At 44.2% G+C, this 22,415-nt stretch carries 21 protein-coding genes; 12 read left to right on the plus strand and 9 right to left on the minus strand.

Annotated features, from left to right (window positions below):
- Positions 1–56: 56 nt before the first annotated feature.
- Both BJP34_RS19605 and BJP34_RS49125 read left to right on the plus strand, forming a co-directional pair.
- Entirely contained in the window at positions 57–1,973 is a 1,917-nt protein-coding gene (locus BJP34_RS19605; RefSeq protein ID WP_070393792.1) for a M48 family metallopeptidase, read from the plus strand.
- Positions 1,974–2,226: 253 nt separating this feature from the next.
- Positions 2,227–2,352: a hypothetical protein gene (locus tag BJP34_RS49125; RefSeq protein WP_267876316.1), complete on the plus strand. Its 126-nt coding sequence runs from the start codon at positions 2,227–2,229 to the stop codon at positions 2,350–2,352.
- On the opposite strand, the gene BJP34_RS19610 is transcribed toward BJP34_RS49125, so the two are convergent.
- On the minus strand, positions 2,327–2,788 hold the full coding sequence (locus BJP34_RS19610) for a DM13 domain-containing protein (protein WP_070393793.1): 462 nt from the start codon (positions 2,786–2,788) through the stop codon (positions 2,327–2,329). The genes BJP34_RS49125 and BJP34_RS19610 overlap by 26 nt on opposite strands.
- A gap of 249 nt (positions 2,789–3,037) precedes the next feature.
- Between BJP34_RS19610 and BJP34_RS49130 the strand changes: the two genes are divergently transcribed.
- Positions 3,038–3,160, plus strand: a complete 123-nt coding sequence (locus BJP34_RS49130; protein WP_267876317.1) for a hypothetical protein — start codon at positions 3,038–3,040, stop codon at positions 3,158–3,160.
- 468 nt (positions 3,161–3,628) lie between these two features.
- On the opposite strand, the gene BJP34_RS19615 is transcribed toward BJP34_RS49130, so the two are convergent.
- On the minus strand, positions 3,629–4,132 hold the full coding sequence (locus BJP34_RS19615; protein WP_070393794.1) for a calcium-binding protein: 504 nt from the start codon (positions 4,130–4,132) through the stop codon (positions 3,629–3,631).
- Positions 4,133–4,401: 269 nt separating this feature from the next.
- Between BJP34_RS19615 and coaE the strand changes: the two genes are divergently transcribed.
- Positions 4,402–5,157 (plus strand): dephospho-CoA kinase, encoded by a 756-nt coding sequence (gene coaE / locus BJP34_RS19620; RefSeq protein WP_070393795.1) that lies wholly within the window; start codon positions 4,402–4,404, stop codon positions 5,155–5,157.
- 133 nt (positions 5,158–5,290) lie between these two features.
- Here the strand turns inward: coaE and sir are convergent, their stop codons facing one another.
- The 4 genes from sir to BJP34_RS19640 form a co-directional block, all read right to left on the minus strand.
- Positions 5,291–7,243, minus strand: coding sequence for a sulfite reductase, ferredoxin dependent (sir, locus tag BJP34_RS19625; RefSeq protein ID WP_070393796.1), 1,953 nt, complete (start codon positions 7,241–7,243; stop codon positions 5,291–5,293).
- Between the two features lie 346 nt (positions 7,244–7,589).
- Positions 7,590–8,138 carry an outer membrane beta-barrel protein gene (locus BJP34_RS19630; RefSeq protein ID WP_070393797.1) on the minus strand — a complete coding sequence of 183 codons (549 nt, stop codon included), beginning with the start codon at positions 8,136–8,138 and terminating at the stop codon, positions 7,590–7,592.
- 498 nt (positions 8,139–8,636) lie between these two features.
- A complete protein-coding gene (locus tag BJP34_RS19635) occupies positions 8,637–11,096 on the minus strand; it encodes a single-stranded-DNA-specific exonuclease RecJ (protein ID WP_418904052.1) in 2,460 nt (819 codons plus the stop codon).
- 165 nt (positions 11,097–11,261) lie between these two features.
- A complete protein-coding gene (locus BJP34_RS19640) occupies positions 11,262–11,870 on the minus strand; it encodes a hypothetical protein (protein WP_070393798.1) in 609 nt (202 codons plus the stop codon).
- A 572-nt stretch (positions 11,871–12,442) separates the two neighbouring features.
- On the opposite strand from BJP34_RS19640, the gene BJP34_RS19645 reads away from it, so the two are divergent.
- The 5 genes from BJP34_RS19645 (at position 12,443) to BJP34_RS19660 (ending at position 15,638) form a co-directional block, all read left to right on the plus strand.
- Positions 12,443–13,054, plus strand: a complete 612-nt coding sequence (locus BJP34_RS19645; protein WP_070393799.1) for a Uma2 family endonuclease — start codon at positions 12,443–12,445, stop codon at positions 13,052–13,054.
- A 359-nt stretch (positions 13,055–13,413) separates the two neighbouring features.
- On the plus strand, positions 13,414–13,935 hold the full coding sequence (locus BJP34_RS19650) for a DUF29 family protein (protein WP_070393800.1): 522 nt from the start codon (positions 13,414–13,416) through the stop codon (positions 13,933–13,935).
- A gap of 49 nt (positions 13,936–13,984) precedes the next feature.
- Positions 13,985–14,719, plus strand: a complete 735-nt coding sequence (locus tag BJP34_RS19655; protein ID WP_202971993.1) for a hypothetical protein — start codon at positions 13,985–13,987, stop codon at positions 14,717–14,719.
- The gene (locus BJP34_RS46580) at positions 14,709–14,852 is read left to right on the plus strand and encodes a hypothetical protein (RefSeq protein WP_229423937.1); all 144 of its coding nucleotides are present in this window, start codon (positions 14,709–14,711) and stop codon (positions 14,850–14,852) included. The genes BJP34_RS19655 and BJP34_RS46580 overlap by 11 nt, the downstream gene beginning before the upstream one ends.
- Before the next feature lie 69 nt (positions 14,853–14,921).
- Entirely contained in the window at positions 14,922–15,638 is a 717-nt protein-coding gene (locus BJP34_RS19660) for a Uma2 family endonuclease (protein ID WP_229423938.1), read from the plus strand.
- A 447-nt stretch (positions 15,639–16,085) separates the two neighbouring features.
- Here the strand turns inward: BJP34_RS19660 and BJP34_RS37250 are convergent, their stop codons facing one another.
- Positions 16,086–16,250 (minus strand): ribbon-helix-helix domain-containing protein, encoded by a 165-nt coding sequence (locus BJP34_RS37250; protein ID WP_083305265.1) that lies wholly within the window; start codon positions 16,248–16,250, stop codon positions 16,086–16,088.
- 117 nt (positions 16,251–16,367) lie between these two features.
- Between BJP34_RS37250 and BJP34_RS47680 the strand changes: the two genes are divergently transcribed.
- The 3 genes from BJP34_RS47680 to BJP34_RS19675 all read left to right on the plus strand — a co-directional run bounded on the left by BJP34_RS47680 (position 16,368) and on the right by BJP34_RS19675 (position 19,082).
- Positions 16,368–17,360, plus strand: a complete 993-nt coding sequence (locus BJP34_RS47680) for a hypothetical protein (RefSeq protein WP_229423939.1) — start codon at positions 16,368–16,370, stop codon at positions 17,358–17,360.
- A gap of 535 nt (positions 17,361–17,895) precedes the next feature.
- Positions 17,896–18,111 carry a hypothetical protein gene (locus tag BJP34_RS19670; protein ID WP_070396771.1) on the plus strand — a complete coding sequence of 72 codons (216 nt, stop codon included), beginning with the start codon at positions 17,896–17,898 and terminating at the stop codon, positions 18,109–18,111.
- A 155-nt stretch (positions 18,112–18,266) separates the two neighbouring features.
- Positions 18,267–19,082: a lysophospholipid acyltransferase family protein gene (locus BJP34_RS19675; RefSeq protein ID WP_070393802.1), complete on the plus strand. Its 816-nt coding sequence runs from the start codon at positions 18,267–18,269 to the stop codon at positions 19,080–19,082.
- A 165-nt stretch (positions 19,083–19,247) separates the two neighbouring features.
- On the opposite strand, the gene BJP34_RS19680 is transcribed toward BJP34_RS19675, so the two are convergent.
- A complete protein-coding gene (locus BJP34_RS19680; RefSeq protein WP_229423940.1) occupies positions 19,248–19,760 on the minus strand; it encodes a hypothetical protein in 513 nt (170 codons plus the stop codon).
- Positions 19,761–20,689: 929 nt separating this feature from the next.
- Entirely contained in the window at positions 20,690–21,682 is a 993-nt protein-coding gene (locus tag BJP34_RS19685) for an RNA polymerase sigma factor, RpoD/SigA family (protein ID WP_070393804.1), read from the minus strand.
- Positions 21,683–22,415: the final 733 nt, after the last annotated feature.

Genomic DNA, 22,415 nt, shown 5'->3' on the forward strand with positions numbered 1-22,415 from the left:
GGCTAACTATAACTAGAGACTGGGTCAAACAGGCTTAGTCAATAGGAGATTAACCCATGACAAACGAAGACTTTGATACCTTAGTCAAGAAACTCGAAGATTATGCCCAACGATATCCCGATAATTATAAGCTGCGTGTAGGACTTCTAGCTGCACTGGGTTATGCCTACATTTTTCTGGTCTTAGCAGGATTGTTAGGAGTCCTCGGACTGGTAGTACTGTTGATTTACTACAGTGGTCGGATCAATCGTGGGATGGTTCAACTGATCATCGTTTTGCTGGTGCCAGCCTGGATGATTATGCGATCGCTATGGGTGAGTTTTCCACCACCCCAGGGATTAAAACTAAAGCGCCAGCAAGTGCCAAAGCTGTTTGCCTTGATTGATGAGTTGACCAAAGCTCTAAAAGCTCCTTCCTTTCACCATGTTCTCCTGACCAGCGAATTTAATGCAGCAGTAGTCCAGATTCCTCGTCTGGGCTTACTGGGATGGCAAGAAAACTACTTAATTTTAGGACTGCCTTTACTCCAAGCCCTTTCTCCTAGACAATTTCGAGCCGTCCTTGCCCATGAATTGGGACATTTATCTGGCAAGCACAGTTCCTTTGCAGGCTGGATTTATCGACTGCGTCGAACGTGGGAGCAGATTTGGCAACAATTGCAAAAAAGTCAACATGCCGGAGCAACAGTGCTGTTTCATGGCTTTTTTAATTGGTATTCCCCTTTTTTCAATGCCTATTCTTTCGTACTTGCCCGTGCTAATGAATACGAAGCTGACCGCTGTGCTGCGGAGTTAGCAGGTAGTCAGCACGTTGCGGAAGCGCTGCTGAGTGTTCAGGTCAAAGCTCAGTACTTGGAACAATCTTTCTGGAATGACATTTATCAGAAAGCCCAGCATCAACCCAATCCTCCACAAACCCCTTTGCAAGATTTAGCTCAGGCATTGTCGAGTCCCATTGAACCCAATCAGCAACAACAGTGGATTAGGTCAGCGTTGATGTCTCAAACCCATCATGCCGATACCCATCCTTGTCTGTTGGAACGGCTAAAAGCCTTGAAATATCCCTTCAACCCACCGCCTAGCTTACCCATACTCGTGAAAGTAACAGCGGCTGAAGAGTTTTTGGGTAAAGCGTTACTACCCCTGACTCAAGAGTTGGAGCGTCAATGGCATATTACTATCAATTACCAATGGCGACAAAACTATACCCAGGCTCAGGCGATACGCCAATCCTTGGAAGCTTTAGAAGCAAAAGCTGCCCACTCTCCGCTCACTGTTGAGGAAGCCTGGCATCGGGCTCGTTGGACATTAGATTTAGTTGGCACCCAAGAAGCAATCCCGTTATTAAAATCAGTACTGACCAGGCAAGCTGACCATGTATCCGCCAATTATTTACTAGGGCAAATCTTAATCGCACAAGATAATGAAGCTGGTATCGATTACCTGGAGCAGGCGATGGCACGAGACCCAGATAGTGTCTTGAGTGGCACTCAATCAATTTATGGGTTTCTAAGACGCCAAGGACGTGACGCAGAAGCAGACCGATATCGTCAAAGAGCTGCCAAACATCATGAATTAATCACCCTGGCACACGAAGAGCGCTCTGGTTTCAGTCACGGCGATCGCTTTCAACCCCACGGACTATCAGCTGATGTAGAAGCTGCCTTACAACAACAACTTGCTGGTTACCCTGAGATTAAAGAAGCTTATTTAGTGCGCAAAATAGTGCTAATATTTCCAGACAATCCCTATTACATCCTCGGTGTCAGCCGTCAGCGTCATTTTTTGGAGTCGAATAGCTCTAGTAAAGACCAACAACTGATTGACCGTCTTGCGGATGAATTAGAATGTCCTGGTCAGACCTGGATCACTATTTTGAATAGTACAAATAAATCCTTGAAAAAAGCACTGCGAAAAACGGCAATTTCGCCAATTTATCAGACTCTTGTTAATCAAACGTTAATTACTAATTAATGTTATTCTAGCTGTTTTCAATTAGGTGAGGTACAAATTCCTGGGTTTTAGGGAACAGGGAACAGGGAACAGGGAACAGGGAGCAGGGAGCAGGGAGTAGGGAGTAGGGAGTAGGGAGCAGGGAGCAGGAAGCAGGGAAAAAATCCTGTGTACCTCATTAGGCTATAAACCGCTAGATGGGAGGCGTGACAGGTGTGGTAAGTGTGGGAAGATGGGGCGATGGAGCGATGGGGCGATGAGTAACTAGCTCTTTTTGACTGCACTGCATCCCGACTCCCGACTCCCGACTCCCGACTCCCGACTCCCGACTCCCGACTCCCGACTCCCATTAATCCAGGAAAGAATTACCTCTTTTACAGGGAAGCGTAACCAAAGGTGATGTTAAAGCGACGACACCAAACTGCTACAGAGCCAAATTCATCAAGGTTCAAGTCGTCAGGAATAGCATAGCGTTGAGCACCACTGAATTTCTGGAGTCGGGCGAGGGTTACATAGTCTTGTGGCCGAATTTTACGAGGTACACTGCTGTTCCGATACAGGAGTACCTTCACTTCGGGGCCACTACCCGTTTTAAAGGATTGATCAAATTCTAGATAGCGTTTACCATTTTCATTGACAATCTTGGCATTTCCTTGAGTGCGATGCCCTCTATCAACGGTGATAAAGCTTCCTGTAGCGATAGTAGAGGCTATTCGTTGACTGACCAGAGCATTGTTTAATGAGTTTTGTTTAACAACAGTTGTTTCTGCTTGCACAGCCGGAGTTGCTGCTGCCATTAACAATACGGATAAACCACCAACAATTAGACGTTTCATAATACTTCCTCCTAGTAATCAAAAATGAATTGAATCATTTCTTGATGCAAAGCGCGAGTGGGGGAAAGCCCCAAGACCGCACCGGTAGTCGCTCATGGGGGGAACCCCCAAGACCGCGCTACCTCGCTGCATCGCTGTTTTAGTTGCTTAATTATTAGAATGAACTACCATTCTGAAATCACCCTAACGAATAAATGAAAGTTAGATGAGATTTAGACAAGAAAACTGAAGCACTCATATCAAGTCCGGTTGAAGACCGATAATCTAGGGGCGGGGGCGCGGGGAGTGTGGGAAGTGTGGGAAGTGTGGGGAGTGTGGGAGATGGGGAGATGGGGAGATGGGGAGATGGGGAGATGGGGGGATTTTCATTAAGGGTAATCATCCTGATATGATATCAGCCCTAAGCTACTTTAGGGTAGGTTAGGGTAAGGGAGCACGGTAACCCACCACCTGGTAGCACGGATTTGTGACCAACAGGTGCGATCGCATTTATCAAAGAGGAAAACCCACCCTTTCCGTTCCGCTCAAAGGGTGGGATGTGACTAACCCGAAGGTTTCTGGTTAGCTATATAGTTTTGACTAGTGCTAAAGGTGTAGTGATGTAGGCGTTGGTCTGGTCAAGGTAACGGGAGCTAAAATCACTACTTGTATACCGCTACGGAAAATCCCAAAATTCTTGACATCGATCAACAGGTCAAACTTTGGCCTACGAGTTAAGTATATATACTCAGAACTCCACCAATAACAGAAAGGTATTTTTGTTGATCATGTTGATCAACAAATAGGCACAATCCTTGAATCAGAACCTATTCCGGTAATTCTGATTAGACGCAATCTCAGCTAAATAATAGGAGAAGAACTACCACTAAAAATACTATTTAAATTACCAGCACTATGGTTTACGAAAAAAGCCACCTGTTCACCAAAATTGCCTGGTGTTATTCCTACTAGAAAAGCCCCGCTATTCTCTTCAAAACTGCCATCTATAAACACAAATCGATTAGTAAATGCCGAGGCTCCGCTCCCTGGAAGGGAGATTCTGTCACCACTAAGTTCAAAATCTACAATTACTGAGAGTGAATCATATAGATCACCATCATCCTGAAGGCTAAAGATATCATTACCTGAGCCACCAATCAATATGTCAACCTCATCAGGAGTCTCTAACCCTGCTCCATCTAAAACATCATTTCCTGGTCCCCCTATGAGAGTGTCGTTTCCAAGGGCACTACCGTTTGGACTCTCACCTCGCAAAGTATCATTTCCCGCAAGGCCAATAATGAAGTCATCTCCAGCTGAGCCCGTAATTCCATCAGCAAAAGCTGTACCAACTATAAGAGCCATATCTAGTCTCTCAATTGATGATTGTTCAAGCTAAATTAGCTAGTGGTAAAGATGTAGTGGTTTGGCTAAGGTCTGGTCAAGGTTTCGGGTACCAAAAATCACTACTTTTGTACCACCACCCTAAATTCTACTCTTTTAACAATAAAAGTTGATTAACTTTTAGTAAACAACTTATTAAATGTGAGTGATACCTAAAACCGCGATTGTTCTGTTTAAAGGTAACATTAACTTATATGTAAGCTATCAGCTATCAGCTCTTAGGTATTTTCATGAATCAAAAACGCATCATTGGTCTAACCGGTGGTATCGCTACGGGAAAAACCACCGTATCCAATTACCTGGCTGATACCTACAGGCTACCGATTTTAGATGCGGATATCTATGCCAGAGAAGCGGTACAACCAGATTCACCAATCCTGAAACAGATTTATCAGCGCTACGGTTCACAAGTGCAGCACAGTGACGGTACTCTAAACCGTAAACGCTTGGGAGAGATAATTTTTAGTAACCCAGCTGAGCGACAGTGGTTAGAGCAACAAATCCATCCTTATGTACGCGATCGCTTTCTATCTGAGCTCGATACCTTTCTTGATGCAATAGCGAGTGGGGAGGGGCTGTGTGCGGAACCTGCGTCCGCACCTTGTAAGCCCCGTGGAAACCCCCAAGACCGCACCGGTAGTCGCTCATGGGGGGAACCCCCAAGACCGCGCTACCTCGCTGCATCGCTAGTTGCTCCGACAGTCATTTTAGTCATCCCTTTACTATTTGAAGCTAAGATGACCGATTTAGTGACAGAAACTTGGGTAGTCAGCTGCTCACCAGAACAACAGCTCAGACGGATCCAGAAACGCGATCGCATCTCTAAAGAACAAGCTCAAGCCCGGATCAACAGCCAACTCTCCCTCCAGGAAAAAATAGCACTTGCTGATTTAGTTTTAGATAACTCCTCTACCAAAGAAGCTCTCATCCAACAAGTATCTACTGCCCTTGCTACCAATGGATATCATCGACAATTTAGAATTTAGAATTTCTTATAATTAAGAATTAAGAATTAAGAATTCTAAATTCTGCATTCTAAATTCTAAATTCTGCATTCTGCATTCTGCATTCTGCATTCTGCATTCTGCATTCTTCATTCGGCAAACCTGCGCGCGCTAGTTATTCCAAATAAGCTTTCAGAGCTTCTGCTGCCAACTCCGTCATACTTTTCCCTTGGTTAGCAGCAGCTTCCTTGAGACGAGCATGGACTTCTTCGGGAATGCTAATTCGACGGCGATTTTTAGCAGTAGAAGATTTCTTAGCTGAGGATTTCTTACTTGCTAGCTTGGCATCTGGATTAACTATACCGCTACCTAGCTCATAGTTAGCGGAAAATTCCCGAAGGGCATCAAAGCCAATGCGATCGCAAAAATCCCCAAAACTCTCTTCTGGTTTGCGCTCTTCCCGAAACTGCACAAAAATTGGTTCAAAGAAAGATTCCAGCTCACTTTCTGGCATTTTCTGCACATAGGCTTGTGATAACCGAGTTTGGTCTGGTGAAGCTCCCAGCCAAACTTGATAAGCTTTTGGTGCACTACCGACAAATCCCAACTCTGCCATATACGGTCTAGCACAGCCATTGGGACAACCGGTCATTCGGATCACAAAATATTCTTTGTCTAACCCCAATTTGTTCAGCAGTAACCGAATCCGATCAACCATGCCAGGGAGCGCCCGTTCTGATTCGGTAACCGCTAAACCACAAGTAGGTAAAGCTGGACAAGCCATAGAGTAGCGCACTAACGGTTCAATTCCTTCTGGAGTAACTTGAATACCGTGCTGTTCTAGAATCTGATTCAGTGCTTGCTGGTGGGTCGGGTCAATCTCATAGAGAATAATATTGTGGTTAGCAGTCAGCCGCATTGGTAGGGCAAATTTCTCAGTAATTTCCCGCAGAGCTGTTTTGAGTCGGAAATCCCCTTCATCTTTGACCCGACCATTCTCAATCGATATCCCCAGGAATAGTTTTCCGTCTCCTTGTTCGTTCCAACCCAAATAATCTTCGTACTTAAATGGGGGTAAGGGCTTAAACGGTGCCAGGGTTTTACCGAAGTAGCTTTCTACTTTTTCCCGGAACTTATCGACACCCCAATCATTGATTAGGTACTTCATTCTGGCATGACGGCGGTTTACGCGATCGCCATAATCCCGCTGGGTTGCCACAATTGCCTTAACCAAGTCGTAGATATCGTCTTTCTCTACATAGCAGATGTGGTCAGCTAGACGAGCAAAGGTTTCTTCCTTATTGTGAGTGCGACCCATACCCCCACCAGCCAGAACATTAAATCCCTCCAGTTCTCCCTGGTCGTTGGTAATTACCACCAACCCCACATCTTGGGTATAGATATCAATCGAGTTATCCCCGGGAACCGTTACGGAACACTTAAACTTCCGGGGCATATAGTGTTCCCCATAGATTGGTTCCTCTTTGTCTTGGAAAATAGTACCATTACCATTGCGCTGCCGTGCTGCTTTCACCTCCGGAGCTTCCTCAGCACTAATTACCTTTTCCCCATCCAGCCAAATCTCGTAATAGGCACCGGTTTGAGGGGTAAGTAAGTCAGCAATCCGATCAGCATACTCCCAAGCATACTGATACTCTGGTCGATTTTTGTATGGTGCTGGCGCAGCCATAACATTACGGTTGAGGTCTCCACAAGCACCCAACGTTGACCCCATATTGCGGACAATTGCTGCAATTGTGGCTTTCAAATTCTTTTTGAGAATGCCATGAATCTGAAAACCCTGACGGGTCGTTACTCGTAGGGTATGGTTACCATACTCTTCTGACAACTGCTCTAGAGTCAGATAAAGCTCTGGTGGAATAAATCCTCCAGGATTTCGAGTGCGCAGCATCATCTGATAGTCTTTTTCCTGACCCTTGACCCGGTTATCTCGGTTGTCTTGCTGGTAAGACCCGTGAAACTTAAGAATTTGAATAGCGTCTTCTGTAAAATGAGTGGTATCCTGTAGCAATTCAGTTGCCACCGGCTCACGCAAGAAGTTACTGCGTTCTTTAATTCCTTCAATCTTAGAGGGTTTGCGGGCTTTAGGAGTCTGAGATACAACCATGGGTTCAACGGAGCAAAAAAGATGAATAAGTATAATTCCCGATAAATCGGTCGGGATTACGGTTAATGATTAGATCCTAATACTACCGTTGCCCATTGGATCGATAACTTTAGAAATCCTAAAATTTCTCCAAATTCATTCATTGTCGTTCAATGAGATACCGGCAAAGAGGAAAGGAAAGAGTTGAAGGAAGGTTGAAGCTAGTAGATTGGCCAAAGCGAGTAGATGCACAAGAGGATTGTTGTCACCTCAGTTGAAGTATTTGACAGTTAATACTTCATCCTTTATACTTCATCCTTCATGCTTCATCCTTCATCCTTTCCCTTTGACAATAGACATACTAAGTTTAGAAACGATAGCCTGCACCCACTTGAACACTGACAGACTCACCTGAACTATTTTCGTAAGCGTTAAGACCTACCTTAGTATTGCCGTAAACCAAAACATCCTTAGCAATTTGGCTTTCAGCACCCACGCCAAGCACCCAAGCATCTTGATTACCGATGGGTGTATTGTCTCCGTCATCTTCCACAAAAGAGTAACCAACACTAGCAAAAACATTAGTATTTTTAGCTACGCCTAGGTCAAAGGAAACACTAGGAATAATCGCCGTATTGTCATCATTGAAAAGAATATCACCTCTTAGAGAAACTGGCAGCTTTGAAGTTGTTACACGAGTGGTAATATTACCACCAATATTTTGGTCATTCCCTTGTCCATCACTCGTTACACCGGCGGCAAGTCCAACGCCAATGTAGCTAGCATCTGTACCTTTAGCGCGGAGATCCTCTGCTCCTGGATTAGCGTAAGCCATACTATTTCCTAGTAAAACTGGAGCAATTGTTGTAGCAGCCAAAGTAGAAATAGTGACAATAGATTTTAGTAAGCCTTGCATTTTTTATTTCCTCAAATTCGTTTTTTGTGTTCCTTTCTCTACAAGTCGTTGGGAATAAACAAAAGGTTCCTGAGGTTCTAAAAAAAATTCTAAATACTTGAAAACCTTGAGATGACTTGACTCTAGCTAATCCGGATATCACTAGAAAAAATTTTGCTTACTTTTCCCCTCCCTAATTAGTTGATACTCTTGAAAAGAGAGTCGGTTTTATCAATTAATTTAATGTCTGTGTTTTGGTAGTGGACTGTTTACCAGGTGTCACAGATTGTAAGCATTTAGCTAATGCGCTACGCGCACGCGTGCGCGTTCAGCTATCAGTTATCAGCCATCAGCCATCAGCCATCAGGTATCAGCCATCAGCCATCAGGTATCAGCCATCAGCCATCAGCCATCAGCCATTCCCGTAGCGTGGCCATTCCCGTAGCGTGGCTAACGGCCAAGGCTGAGTGCTGAGTGCTGAGTGCTGAGTGCTGAGTGCTGAGTGCTGAGTGCTTACGTCTAATCTTGTTTCATACCAACCATGCCATATCCAGCAATGTTATATGCAGCAATGGTAGACAGAGGCACCTGGTAAAAATACTGACGTCGGAACTGTTCTTCCTCAATGGCAGCAAAAAATATTGCGTTCGCGCAGCGTGCGCGTAGCGCAATCGCATCATTTTCAGCAACATTCGTCCGATGGGAAGACCACTCTTTTGGATGCCAACTTATTTGTACCCCGCAGTCCTGGTAAGAAACCTCAAAACCAATCGCTGATAGGGCATTCAGTCCTAACTCAACAGTGCGATCGCTTAAATCCAACTTCTCCTGCAATTGCACCAAAGTAGCCCATTGACCCGTGCGACTGAGGAACTTAGCAATTCCTAGCAACTTTTTCCAGGTGTCTTGGGCAGATAGTTGTTTAGGCCGTGGATATGCGATCGCTAATTGTCGTTCTGCCTGTATCGCTCTCCTACACCATACTTGTAACTCATCCCAACTCGTGGGACACTCATAAACCATTAGAGGAGTTAAAGCTTCACCCTGTAACTCTTCTCCCCGCCAATCTAAAATCCAATCCAGCTGATTAGAGACCTGTAAACAAGACTGGACAAAATCATTTTCTTGGCAAGGTTGCACAGCAACGAGGCGCACTTCTGGACGTTTTTCATAATTATTATAGTCTAATTCCACAACAGCATTACATCTAACTTTAGGGACTTCATCCTGATAATGTCCCCACCAAATTCCAGGAAAACCCATACTCGTAGAGTCATCCCAAATTTCAAATTTAGTTTTAATATACTGTACTTTCCGCCCTCTCAAATCCTTAGAGTTACGATTCCACACCTGTTCAAACCAACAGTTTTTAATCAGCAATTTTGGCACAGGATTACCCATACCACAAGGTTCCAGGTGTTTCAATTCATCAAATAGTGCTTTGCCCAACTCAGCAACCTTAACCACCAAATCCGCTTCCATGGCTGGCATCATCAAAGCACCCGTATTCCCTAGTTTTTGTGCCAACTGCTGGTTAATCGCTTCCGTAAATAAAGGAATATTATCCACTGGCAAACTCAACCCAGCCGCAAAAGGATGACCTCCGAAGCGATGCAACAAATGAGCTTGGGAATTGACTAATTCATAAAGGTCAATATTATTAACAGAACGAGCCGAACCCCGTGCTATACTATAGGAGTGTTTATCCTCTAAACCTGCTTCTAACAGTTTGCTTTCTCTATCGCTACTTTCAGTACTTAACAAAACTGTACTTAACAAAATCGTCGGGCGTCCGTATTCCTGAGCAATTTGACCTGCCACTAAGCCTAAAACACCAACCGGCCATTGGGGATCCTCTAAGACAATCACATTAGTAGTAGACAGATCAAGTTGGGCAAGTTTATCCTTAACTTGCTTAGTAATATCTTTTTGTAAAGACATGCGGCGGCTATTAGCTAATTCCGTCTCTAAAGCCAGTTGCTCACAACGTTTCTCATCCTTACTAGTGAGTAACTCAACACAAAATGAAGCATCCCCTTGAATCCGACTTACAGCATTAATTCTCGGGCCAAGTCCGAAAGAAATATCAGTCGGGCGATCGCCACTGCGTTTACACAACTGTAACAATCGCGCTACACCAGGACGAGAGCGAGTTTTCAGTTGCTGCTTCAGTTGTTCAATTCCCCGTTGTGCCAGGTAGCGACAATCTCCAGATAATTCCACTAAATCCGCAATTAGACCAATTGCCACCAAATCCAGCAACGCCTCTAACCGTTGTTGGGGAATATTAGGTGAACGCTGATACATCGCTTCCACTAACTTATACGCCACCGCCACCCCAGACAAATGAAATAAAGGGTGAGTTTCAACAAAATAGCGAGAATTGATGATAGAAACCACTGGTGGACGGTCATCTGGTAAAGTATGGTGGTCAGTGATAATCACATCCATTCCCAACTGGTGAGCATAATCAATTTCCCTCAGATTCGTGCTGCCAGTATCGCAGGTAACGATAAGTTTCACCCCAGAAGCGTGCAGTTGGTCAATTCCTGGACAATTCAAACCATGGGATTCCGTCAGGCGATTGGGAATGTAGTAACTTAGGTGTTGGTGCTGCCAGAAAAACTGTCCCAGTCCTTCCCAGAGGACACTAGTAGCCGTGATTCCATCCGCATCAAAGTCCCCCCATATGGCAACATTTTCCCCAGCCTCACGGGCTTGCAGTAGGCGTTTGACTGCCCATTTCATTTCCTGTCCAAAATCAAAAGGGCTGGTAGGTTGATACAAATCTGGGTTGAGGAAACCAGCCAGTTGTTTCTCCTCTCGTATGCCCCGTTGCCACAGCAGTTGAGCAGCATAATGTCCGGAATAGCCCTTAGTATGGGATTTGACAGCTTCGATGAACCACTGAGGAAAGTCAGGTGGTGCTAGGACTTGCCATTGGGATTGGGACATGGATTCTGACATGGATTGGGACATGAACCTGATTTGCGATCGCTTATAGTTAGTCGAGTTAGTACAAACATACTAACTTAATCAGACCGACCCATAACCAACTTTATCCAGAACTATTGTCTTGATGCAGTGGCTACTTTCTTGCCTCTTGCCTCTTGCCTCTTGCCTCTAGCATGCATGCCTCTTGCCTCATAGATACTGCTTAAACGGATGTGCCAATATTCCCAGTATCAGATCAATTTCCTTAATATAATAGTCATCTAAATCAATAAACACCAATTGATTCACCAACTTGATAAACTTCCAATTTGTCCCAGTAGTTACAGCTCCATAGATAGCATCAATATCGTGATCCTGTTCTTGATTAAATCTCTGAGCTGCTACCATTTCCGCAATGCACTGTCCTAATCCCCCCTTAATATTTTCATTTTTTGCCTCCACGAGGGTAACAACTGGTGTCCGAATTTCATACATTTCCTTAGAAGCAGTAAGGATATAATCACAGTATCCATTTAATCCAGTTCCTTTATCGACATTCAATTCAGTTCCAGAAAAAAAACCGATTTTGAAATCAAGCAGACGGCGCACTTCCAGTAAAACCGGAGCAATAACTAACTCAGAACGAGCTTTTTCCGTATTGATAGCATTCGTGAGCGGCAGATTTTCCTTAAGCGTTGTTTTCAAGTGATCACTCGGCTCGATAGGAGCAATATCCTTAAATATAGTATTCCCCTCATCAACAATGAGGTTAAACGTCGTTTGAACTTTGTAGATAGTTGTAAAGTCACTATATGCCATGATCTTTATTTATCATGTCTCCTATAGCAATCCTAAATCAAGGAAACAGAAATAAATCCTTTCTTGATGCAGCGCGGTCTTGGGGGTTTACCCCATGACCGCTTAGGTGAGCTTGACCCGTAATTAAATTCGCCACGGGTCGCACCTGAGGCATCGCTGATACTTGATAAAAAAATCGGTCAAGTTTTGGTTAACCCCAATCCTTGACCGAATGAATGAACAAAAATTCCACCAGTACAGCTTAGCTGTATCTACATCCACCAGTGGTGGACACAGAAATATTACACTTTACTGATTATCCCCCATTGTAGCCAGGGATTGAATCCCTGGCAAATTGCTATCTTAATCGAGTAGCAGATATCGAATCAATATACTGATTACCTCACCAGGATTTACAGTAGGTTGGGGTGTACTCCATTAATTTTAGGATTGATTTATAATTTAAATACCAAAACATGTCTATATCCACCCCTCCCCAACAAATCACAAATCAAACCAAGCAAATCTAAACTAAGTTTAGCTTTGCTAAGCGTCAAAGTTCACTAAAAAATACCTTTTTAGTAGAGTTAAAAATGGTAAAGATAGCCGCTATACCTGAAACTGAGAACCTACAGATTGAGTTACCTAGAAGTATAGGATTGTCCATTACTTTAGAACAGTTTGTTGAACTCGAAGCCGCGAATCGAGATTTAAGACTTGAAAGAACAGCTAAAGGAGAATTAATTGTGAATCCACCCACGGGCTGGGAAACGGGAAACCGTAACGGTAGAATTAACCAGCAACTATTTAATTGGGCTGATGTGGATGGTACTGGAATAGCTTTTGACTCCTCTACAGGCTTTACGTTACCTAATGGTGCAATACGTTCTCCAGATGCATCCTGGGTCAGTCAAAAACGCTGGCAAACATTAACAGATGAACAGCTAGTAACGTTTCCCAATATTTGTCCTGATTTTGTAGTGGAGTTACGATCTAGTTCAGACACTCTGAAATCTTTGCAAGACAAGATGGTTGAGTATATGGAAAATGGTGCTAAATTAGGCTGGTTAATCAATCCCCAACAACGCCAGGTGGACGTTTATCGACCGGGGTTAACAGTAGAAAGATTAGATAATCCTGTTGAATTGTCTGGTGAAGAGGTTTTACCAGGTTTTTTGTTGGATTTGCATCGGGTTTGGGATTGACCAATGCCTAAAAGGCTAATGGAAAAGGCGATGCCAGGATTAATTAAACAAGCCCCTGACAATTATCCCCATCTCCCCATCTCCCCACACCTCCGCATCTCCCCACACTCCCTATCTCCCACACTTCCGACACTTTAGCCATCTTCCCGAGACTACCATCGGTGACATCCGTTCTTGATGCAGTCGCTCATGGGGGAAACCCCCGCAGGTCGGCGCTGCATCCCTTACCAATCTTTTGCTCTGAAAGCTATTTTCCTAGCACCGTGCTATTGACTTTATTGAGTTAATATGCGTGCCAGATGACTTGTGCAGTTTCTTCGATAGGCTAAAGAGAACGATAAATCTGTGAGGACTGGGGTATGACTCAGGAATTAATCGATCTCAGAATAAGTATCCTAGAGGGACGCTACGCAGATGCCTTAGCAATTGTAGATGAGTTGGAACAGATGAGTAAACGCGCAACTCTGCATCAGATTGAATCCTATTTAAACAAGGCATTGATTAACTTGATTAAAAACCAAGTAGAGGAGCGTTTGGCAAATTCTTGGGCAGCTTCAATTCGTGATTTCATTCGGGAAATCCAAAAACTGAATCTCAAAGATAACCAAAAATCCTATACTATCAATGCTGATCAATGGCAGTCATTGATAGACAATGAACTAGAGGCAGCAATTTCCACGGCGAGTGTGGAGGTTCTCAATGGTGCCTATACTCCAGTTCAACTTTCAAAACTAGTAGATAGAGCTCAGCTGAGGCAAACAACTCAAGATTTGCTGGCCTTGACATACCTCCATTCAAAAAAGGATTTACCTTTATTTATTAATGACTATTTAACTAAATTACCAGGAGGTTCTTATTGGAACCAAGATATACAACTATAAATCGAGTTATTCACAATCGAAAATACCTATGACTTCCCTTCCTGTCTTGATGCAGTCGCTCATGGGGAGGGGCTGTGTGCGGAACTTGCGTCCGCACCTTGTAAGCCCCGTGGAAACCAACGGCAGTCGCTCATGGGGGGAACCCCCAAGACCGCGCTGCCTCCCCAAGACCGCACCGGTAGTCGCTCATGGGGGGAACCCCCAAGACCGCGCTACCTCGCTGCATCGCTATCGATCACAGCCACTAATTTCACCTCGGCAAACCTTGCCGACAATGTATGACTTACCCAGCGAAAATCCCAAAGAACCTGGTTTGCCTGACGAATTTCATTTCTTGATGCAGTCGCTCATGGGGGGAACCCCCAAGACCGCACCGGTAGTCGCTCATGGGGGGAACCCCCAAGACCGCGCTACCTCGCTGCATCGCTTCTTTCAACCCCTACTATTATTGTTAACCTTTGCCCCTGCCAACTCCGACCCAGAGTTAGTCTTTAGTGCAAGTGACCTCAATCTTTACTATGATCTCAACCATCCCGGTTGGTATAAGCGACCATATTGGTTTGGTGTAGTAGGTGTGCCTCGGCTTTATGAAAGCAAAGACCTACGTTTGAGTTATGTCATATGGCAAGAACAAGTCAGTCCATTCTTGATGCAGTCGCTCATGGGGGTTCCCCCCAAGACCGCACCGGTAGTCGCTCATGGGGGGAACCCCCAAGACCGCGCTACCTCGCTGCATCGCTTTTCGCGATATCCCCCGATTATGGTTACGCTGGATGACCCTTGAGGGGAATTTGATTCCTCTAGCAAACGAGGAGTTGGCACAAGCTCAGCTCGAAGCTATAAAAGCTAAGCAACGAGCAGAACGTTTGGCGGCGCGACTGCGTGAGTTAGGTATTAATCCAGACCAATTAGATTAAGTCGCTGTCTCGATGCAGTCGCTCATGGGAGGGATCCCCAAGACCGCGCTGCATTGCTGTTAAGGATTTGTGCGAACGCGCCCCGCGTGGCCTACGGCCAATCGCATTTTCACCACAATCACTGCATCAATGGTCAGTACTTTTAGTTCAGATGAGGATTCACCTGTCAAAACTACCCAGAGAATTGTCTTACAAAACGTCAGTTGGCAGACGTACAAGGCGCTATTGGCAGACTTAGGAGATCATCGAGCCTCGCGTCTTGCCTATGCTCAAGGAATGCTAGAAATCACGATGCCCTCAGATCGCCATGAGACATACAAGCAGCTGCTAGAACGGATGGTGAATACCTTAACCGAAGAACTGAATCTTCGGGTCAAAGGGTTTGCTTCTACAACCCTGAATCGGGAGGATTTAGAGCATGGTGCAGAACCTGACTCTTGCTACTACATCGGCAATGTTGACTGTATTCAAGGCAGAACAGTAGATTTAGCCAACGATCCTCCACCAGACTTGGTGATTGAAGTCGATATTACCAGTTCATCCAGTCGGAGATTTGGGATTTACAAGCAGATAGGAGTGCCTGAAGTTTGGCGTTATATAGGAAAGAGTGTAGAAATTTACCGGCTGCAAAATGGAGACTATGTTCGTTGTCAGGACAATTTCACCTTTGAGATTCTCTCTGTAGAGATTATCAATCAGTTTTTGCAGCAGGCAGAAACCCAGGATGACACTACAATGATTTTAGCTTGGCGTAAATGGGTCAGGAAAAATCTACCAGAAGATTAACGTTGCGGCTATAGTATTTGGTTTTAAGGTGTTGCTGAATACTCTATTCAGCAACACCTTAATGAGGATTATTAAGGCGTTGCAACCTAAACTTCTCCTCGAATTTATACAGACTGAGATTCCTAGCTTAAATTAGGGAATTGCTTGTACAAAAAATACCAATTAAAGTAGGGTGGACTAAGTAATCTAATCTAGAATACTCAAAACAAACAAACTGTTTTTGGCCACCTTACAAGCTCACAACTTGCCTCTAAAAAAAATACCAATTAAAGTAGGGTGGGCAAAGTAATCTAATCTAGAATACTCAAACAAAACAAATTGTTTTTGCCCACCCTACAAGCTGATATTTCTAGCTTCGATTACTTGAGCCATACTAGTTATCTAGTTATTAAGATAAAGCGCCGTTAGCGCGCTCTGGCTCATGGCATAATCAACCGTTGGTGGAGATCAAGACTCTTTGTCCCATTCAACACCTTCTTTCTTGGCCTCGGTAACAGCACGTTCTAGAAGGTAAGCAGCAAGGTTAGATAGAGGGCGTCCATCGTAATCAGCCCATCGCTGTAAATCGTCTGCAATCCGGTCTGGTAAGGTTACTTGTATACGTTTGCTCATAATCAAAATTATAAGTTTACCTGTTAGTTGATGTCAAATTTTACATTATTTGTACTTAAAACGGATCTTTTATATACATAATAGTATACTATTGATGTAATTATCAGCAAGTTTCCTATGGTAGAAACAGTTAGAGAAAAAAGCGATCAGCCTCCTAGCTATCAGCAAGCCTTAGACGAATTCGGCATCACACAACTGTTATCCCATTTGAAGGACTACGGCGATGCCGACTTTAATGCAGAGTCAATGGATATAGAAGAACCAGAACTAAAAACTCTAGCTACCCTCCTAATCCAGCACCTAACTGAGAATCTGACCGGAAAACTGATAGCCAGTTATTTAAATACCATCCGCCAGGTAGACTCAGATCTACTGTTTGACCCCATTAAAACAGAAATTGCGCCACCATCAATAGACCCCCCAGCTACTTGGAATCCTACAGCAACACCCCGTTATCAAACAGGCTCACCCATTAGGTGGCGACCTCTAAACGGTCAAATGGACTGGGGTGTTGTGATTGGATTCTTCTACGCCTACGCCAGGCATCAATGCCAATGGGCAATTTGCTACCTGATCTGGCTTGACAAAGACTCCCCTAGTGCAGCGTGGATCGTTGCTGACACCGCTTGGGAAGAAGACATTGAACCTCGGCATCCTAAGGGTACGCTAACAACCAACTATAAAGATTCCTATTCTTGGACTTGCACTGAGGCTTTTGGTCCTAGAAATTATTTGAAATCACCCAATGTGTTACGAACTCCCTCTGGGAGATACCGTTTCGATGATCAATATAGAACCTCTCCCCGGACTCTAACTCAACGAGAGCAAGATCTAATTGAACTCTACAGCAACTGCCAACTGGGTATGACTCCTAGAAAATTCTATCATAAATGGGATGTGAATTACGAACAAATCGCTAGTATCTGCTCTCGCTCAACTGCCACCGTTCAGCGCTGGTTTTCCAGCGGTCACAACTATCGCCGTCCCCAGCCAATTGATTTGCGCCATCTTGCCCTGATGGATTTTCTCTTGGAGCATTTTGAGGAGATTCCCCAGGTAGTTAGGAATTTGCTATGTCCTTATGATCAACAGCAAATCGGGGATGGGTAATGGTTATATCAAGTCTGCTTGAATACCCATAATTAAGGGGAGATGGTGGGAAGTGTGGGAAGTGTGGGGAGATGGGGGCAGGGCTGTTTCATTTTCAGAAATAAATTGTCAGGTCAATCGGGTGAAAGGGAGCTGGGGTGCTGGGGAGAGGGTTTTTTTCAGTTTAAAAATACCTTTTTATTAAGGGTAATTATCCTGACATGATATTAATAGCTAACAGATAACGGAAGCTTTTTGATTTAAATCGGCAATTTGGCAACACAGCGTTCTATCGTAGCTGCTTTTATAGATAGGGTCGCAGGGTTGGACATCCCTACAAGCAGATCAACTGCAAGTAGACTATTTAGGTGATCTAACCTTGGTCAGATCACCCGCTGAAAGTAGAGGCGGTAAACGTACTGTCTTGAAGCGTTCAACTGCTTAAGGATCTAACGGCTATAACTGTAGTTTTATAACTGTAGATTTAGTCAAAGAGATTTAATCTATTTATCGATTTTATCAAAATAATCAATCAAACATGATGGAGCAGGGTGTTATGACCTACCGTGATCGACTAAGCCCATGGTGTATTATCAAGCCACTTCCTAAAATGCAGCGAATTATTGTCGCTCGCTTTCGTCGCCGAACTGATGCTGAGGCTCATCTACAAGTTCTGCGCAGACTGATGCCTGACATGAAATATATACTCATTTTTGACCGAGACCCGGAGCAAGAGGAAATTAATACACTAAGCGCTAAAGTGACAGTGTAACAAACAATACAGGTAAGCGAACAGCGATTAGCGCTACGCGCATATGCTTACGAATACACTCGCATCCTTTGTAGGAGCTTTTAGTAATCAACTTAACGTCTAGCTCAGGTTTTTTTCGAATAGGATTTAACTGTAGTTCACTCAATAGTATAGCCTTGACGCATCGGTTTGGTTGGTCTTTAGAAGAGCGAGATCCAGAAGTAATTGAATCCTATCTGCCCCAGTGGGAATGGTTTTATCGCTACTACTTTCGGGTTAAAAGTGATGGCTGGCAGCACATTCCTGAGAGTAAGGTGCTGTTGGTTGGTTCCCATAATGGTGGATTAGCTTCCCCTGATATGGTGATGATGATGTATGACTGGTTTCGCCGCTTTGGCACCCAGCGTCCAGTTTATGGTCTGATGCATTCCAATGCCTGGCAAATTAATCCCGACCTGGCGCAGCTAGCGGCAAAGATGGGGGCAGTCATGGCTCATCCCCAAATGGCGATCGCTGCTTTTCGTAAAGGAGCTAGTGTCTTAGTCTATCCAGGGGGTGCCCAAGATGTATTCCGTCCCTATAGCCAGCGTCATCAAATTCAATTGGCTGGACGTAAGGGCTTTATTAAACTGGCACTACGAGAAAAGGTTCCTATTGTACCGATTATATCCAACGGTGCCCATGATACCCTGATTGTCTTAGGTGACTGCTATGAACAGGCACGACAACTACACGAGTTGGGGATACCCTGGTTATTTGGTCTTGACCCACAAGTTTTCCCAATTTATCTCGGTTTGCCTTGGGGATTGGCGATTGGTCCTCTACCCAATATACCCTTGCCCATACCCATTACAACTCGTGTTTGCCCTCCGATTGTTTTTGAGCGTTATGGTCGTGTTGCTGCTCGGGATCAAGATTATGTTGATGCTTGTTACGAGCAAGTTTCTACTCAAATGCAATCTGAGCTAAATGCTTTGGTTGCTGGATTATGAGTCACTGTGCCAATTTTAGAGTTTAATTAGCATTTAAATTTTAGAGATTGGATTTTTGATTTAATGCTCCCTAAATTATTAAGACTTACCCCTAATCCAAGGTTGTTAATGGTCAATTCAAACTTTAATTACCTAACAATTAGTATTAGTCCTAGGGAGCATTAATCACTCGGTGACTCTTCCTTGGTAGTTATCCCGGCAAACCCTCAAAATTTCCTGGTCACCATCACTAATAGAACTAATTGGTTGATATCCTTCTAGTCCAACTTTGTAAGGATAAGTCATAGCGCTATAGCGATGGTCAAGGGTTAGCTGTTGACCAACTGCAGCAATGGTTGAACGTTGTTGACGGGCAATGGTATGGGACAAAGCGGTTTGGTTGTAGGGATCAATAACCGTCAAATTCATTTGTTTTGAATCTAGGGTGCCGTAAAAACAGCTATATTCTGACTGAGGCATATATACCGCACCAAGCACGTTGCCCTGATTCGCTTCAAATACTAGATATTCTTTACCGATCTCTCCTGGTTGTGAGGATTCACCATAGAGGTAGATGCCATCATCAGGCATTGATGCATTTGGACTGGTTGCTTGAGTGTACGCTCTACCTGTAGTATCAATGGCTTGATCTGGCCGTTGAGGTGCTGCTGTTGCTATAGTTGATGAGGTAGTTACCAATCCTATCGTTAGTAATAGCCTTGTCAGGGGTAGTTTTCTAAGATTTAGCAGTTGATGTGCTGACAAGAACGATCCAGTTAATTGGTTAAGCATCATACTTACCCCCTTTTAAAAAAAAACTGTAAGACACCCTGAGCAAAAATTCTGAGAGTTTAGAGCATCAACTGATGAAGCCATAATCAATCAGAAAAAGTTAATTTTTCCTAAACCAGAGTTATGTTGACTCTTGAGGTTATAATCCTATTTAAGCCTAAACTCTGCTTTGGTTTGTTCCTTTGTTGAGCGGTTTATCAACTGTCACAGTTGGCGCTGGTCATAGCCGGAAATTTTGCTGAAGCTTGACTACCAGCGTTCACCCAGCTAGTTGACCCTTGCTCTAAGCAACTATGAGTGACCTTTTGCTGAAATAGGTGAGTCTAGACTCATCTTTTATTCAACCCTTAGAATAATTTTTCGTCCAGGTTAACTTACAAATTGCTTCTTAAATGGCTCCCCCAGGTTTTTTACCTCCTCACTCTCCCGTTTTGATGTGAAAATTTTGTGAAATTATCGGTGAACTTATGTAAGTATTCAGCTATCAGCTATCAGCTATCAGCTATCAGCTATCAGCTTATGGGCATAGGGCAAGCTACTTGATGTGCTTATGGGCATAGGGCAAGCTACACCGAACAGCTTTTGAATCAAACAGGTCAGCATTCGTTTAATCTGATTGAAGTCACAGCGCTTGTGGCCTGTGCCACAAAGCTGACGGCTGACAGCTGACGGCTGAATGCTTACGAACTTATACAGTGATGTGAATTTTGCTCTGACTATAGAAATACTCCAAAGGTAAGAACAGAGATTTCGGGTTTTTTTACATTTCTTTACAAAAAAATAAGTGGTAACCATTTCTGGCTACCACTCATGCTTGGAATACAGTCAACCATTAGCTAGCTAGCGATGTACTCCCGGAAATTAGCATGGCGACGCCGTAGCTGTGCTAAGGCTTGATGTTCTAACTGGCGTACCCGTTCACGACTGAGGTTCAGTCGCTTACCAACTTTAGCCAGAGATAGCTCTTTGCCATCCTCTAACCCAAAGCGTAGCGCTAGCACTTCCCGCTGTTGGGGGGTAAGTTCTGCTAACAGCAGATTTAGGTCTTGCCGCAAGGACTCCTGAGTGGTGTAGTTAACCGGTGTTAGACCATCATCTTCTAGCAGCTCAGACAGCTCTGTGTCTTGGTTATCTCCGACGCGAACGTCGAGAGAGATGGGTTGACGAGCAATGCTCAAATACTCCCGAATCTGAGCTGGTTCTAATTCCAACTCCTTAGCAATCTCGGTGGGAGTAGCATTGCGACCTAGGGTCTGGGATAGTTCCCGTTGTACTTTCTTAATTTTGTTGAGCTTTTCAGTAATGTGGATAGGCAGCCGAATTGCACGAGCTTGCTGAGCGATCGCACGGGTAATCGCTTGCCGAATCCACCAATAAGCGTAGGTGGAAAACTTGTAGCCCCGGGTTGGGTCAAATTTCTCAACCCCTCGCTCTAAGCCCAAGGTACCTTCTTGGATTAAGTCCAAGAATTCCATGTTGCGCTTCTGATACTTCTTAGCGATCGCTACCACTAGGCGCAGATTCGCTTCAATCATCTTGCGCTTAGCTCGAGTACCTTGGTCTATGGCTTTTTTCAGTTCTGCTTCGGTCTTATTAATGGACGAAGCCCACTCTTCAGTTGTCGGTTCGCGCTCTAGCTCCTGTTCCAAGGTGCCTTTTGCCTCTAAAAGTGCCATCATTTGCTGCACTTGTTTACCATAAACAATTTCTTGCTCATGGGTCAGCAGAGGTACGCGACCGATCTCATGAAGATAGGTACGAACCATATCTGCTGAGAAGGTAGGCTTGGTAGGCTTGGTAGTTTTGGTTTTGGTTTTAGAAGTGGGCATGGGTGAGTGGTGACTCCAAAAACAAGCAGTATAGTAGATTCTGTTGCGGATGTTTACTCCATCAAGTAACTACAATCTCTTTCCCTTGAGATCATTACGCCATGGATTGCATTACATTTATTACAAGAGGTATTAACCACCTACCTCCTTCCTTAGAAAGAGATTTAACCGTAACTATGAGCTTGACGCTGTATACTAAGTCAAGTTTTTCTAGGTTTTGTCTGGGGCTTGCCCCAGTAATGGTACTCCTACAAATCGAAGATGTGGGCTTGAGGGCTTGGATGTTTCCTCTGCCGCTGCCCCCCCTGTAACTATATAAGTATTTATAGGTGATATATACTTATATATAAGTTATTTACAGATTGGTTTTATACAGCGTCCGGAGGTTTGGCTGATCGAGCACTTACTCCTGTAGTAGTTTCCTACTACCTTGGCAGCAACCAGGCTCCCACAGGTGGTTTGAGGTTTTTAGGTTAATCCCCTTTAGTAAGGGTTAACCAAATGGTTAACCAGTTTGGGATTAAGTTGAAGTCATTATGATTTCAACTTAGCTCCATTGTATTAGATATTTAGACCCCGGTAAAGGTGAAAAGGTTCAACAATTGTTTGTCTTGAGGAAAAAATCGCAATATCATAGGGACAGAGTCCGTCGATGACATTGGTGGGACTTGGGAGCTTGGTGGGGCTTCGGAGATTAAGCCTCAGGTACACCCTCCATTAAAATAATCACCCA

It is taken from the genome of Moorena producens PAL-8-15-08-1 (genome assembly GCF_001767235.1).
Classification (GTDB): domain Bacteria; phylum Cyanobacteriota; class Cyanobacteriia; order Cyanobacteriales; family Coleofasciculaceae; genus Moorena; species Moorena producens_A.

Coding starts and splice junctions, on each gene's coding strand:
- BJP34_RS19635 (WP_418904052.1), bottom strand. CDS start 11,096: ATGTCCCAATCCATGTCAGAATCCATGTCCCAATCCCAATGGCAAGTC.
- BJP34_RS37250 (WP_083305265.1), bottom strand. CDS start 16,250: ATGAGCAAACGTATACAAGTAACCTTACCAGACCGGATTGCAGACGAT.
- BJP34_RS19650 (WP_070393800.1), top strand. CDS start 13,414: ATGACTCAGGAATTAATCGATCTCAGAATAAGTATCCTAGAGGGACGC.
- BJP34_RS19630 (WP_070393797.1), bottom strand. CDS start 8,138: ATGCAAGGCTTACTAAAATCTATTGTCACTATTTCTACTTTGGCTGCT.
- BJP34_RS19645 (WP_070393799.1), top strand. CDS start 12,443: ATGGTAAAGATAGCCGCTATACCTGAAACTGAGAACCTACAGATTGAG.
- BJP34_RS19655 (WP_202971993.1), top strand. CDS start 13,985: ATGCAGTCGCTCATGGGGAGGGGCTGTGTGCGGAACTTGCGTCCGCAC.
- BJP34_RS46580 (WP_229423937.1), top strand. CDS start 14,709: ATGACCCTTGAGGGGAATTTGATTCCTCTAGCAAACGAGGAGTTGGCA.
- BJP34_RS19605 (WP_070393792.1), top strand. CDS start 57: ATGACAAACGAAGACTTTGATACCTTAGTCAAGAAACTCGAAGATTAT.
- BJP34_RS19615 (WP_070393794.1), bottom strand. CDS start 4,132: ATGGCTCTTATAGTTGGTACAGCTTTTGCTGATGGAATTACGGGCTCA.
- BJP34_RS19685 (WP_070393804.1), bottom strand. CDS start 21,682: ATGCCCACTTCTAAAACCAAAACCAAAACTACCAAGCCTACCAAGCCT.
- coaE (WP_070393795.1), top strand. CDS start 4,402: ATGAATCAAAAACGCATCATTGGTCTAACCGGTGGTATCGCTACGGGA.
- BJP34_RS47680 (WP_229423939.1), top strand. CDS start 16,368: ATGGTAGAAACAGTTAGAGAAAAAAGCGATCAGCCTCCTAGCTATCAG.
- BJP34_RS19670 (WP_070396771.1), top strand. CDS start 17,896: ATGACCTACCGTGATCGACTAAGCCCATGGTGTATTATCAAGCCACTT.
- sir (WP_070393796.1), bottom strand. CDS start 7,243: ATGGTTGTATCTCAGACTCCTAAAGCCCGCAAACCCTCTAAGATTGAA.
- BJP34_RS19610 (WP_070393793.1), bottom strand. CDS start 2,788: ATGAAACGTCTAATTGTTGGTGGTTTATCCGTATTGTTAATGGCAGCA.
- BJP34_RS19640 (WP_070393798.1), bottom strand. CDS start 11,870: ATGGCATATAGTGACTTTACAACTATCTACAAAGTTCAAACGACGTTT.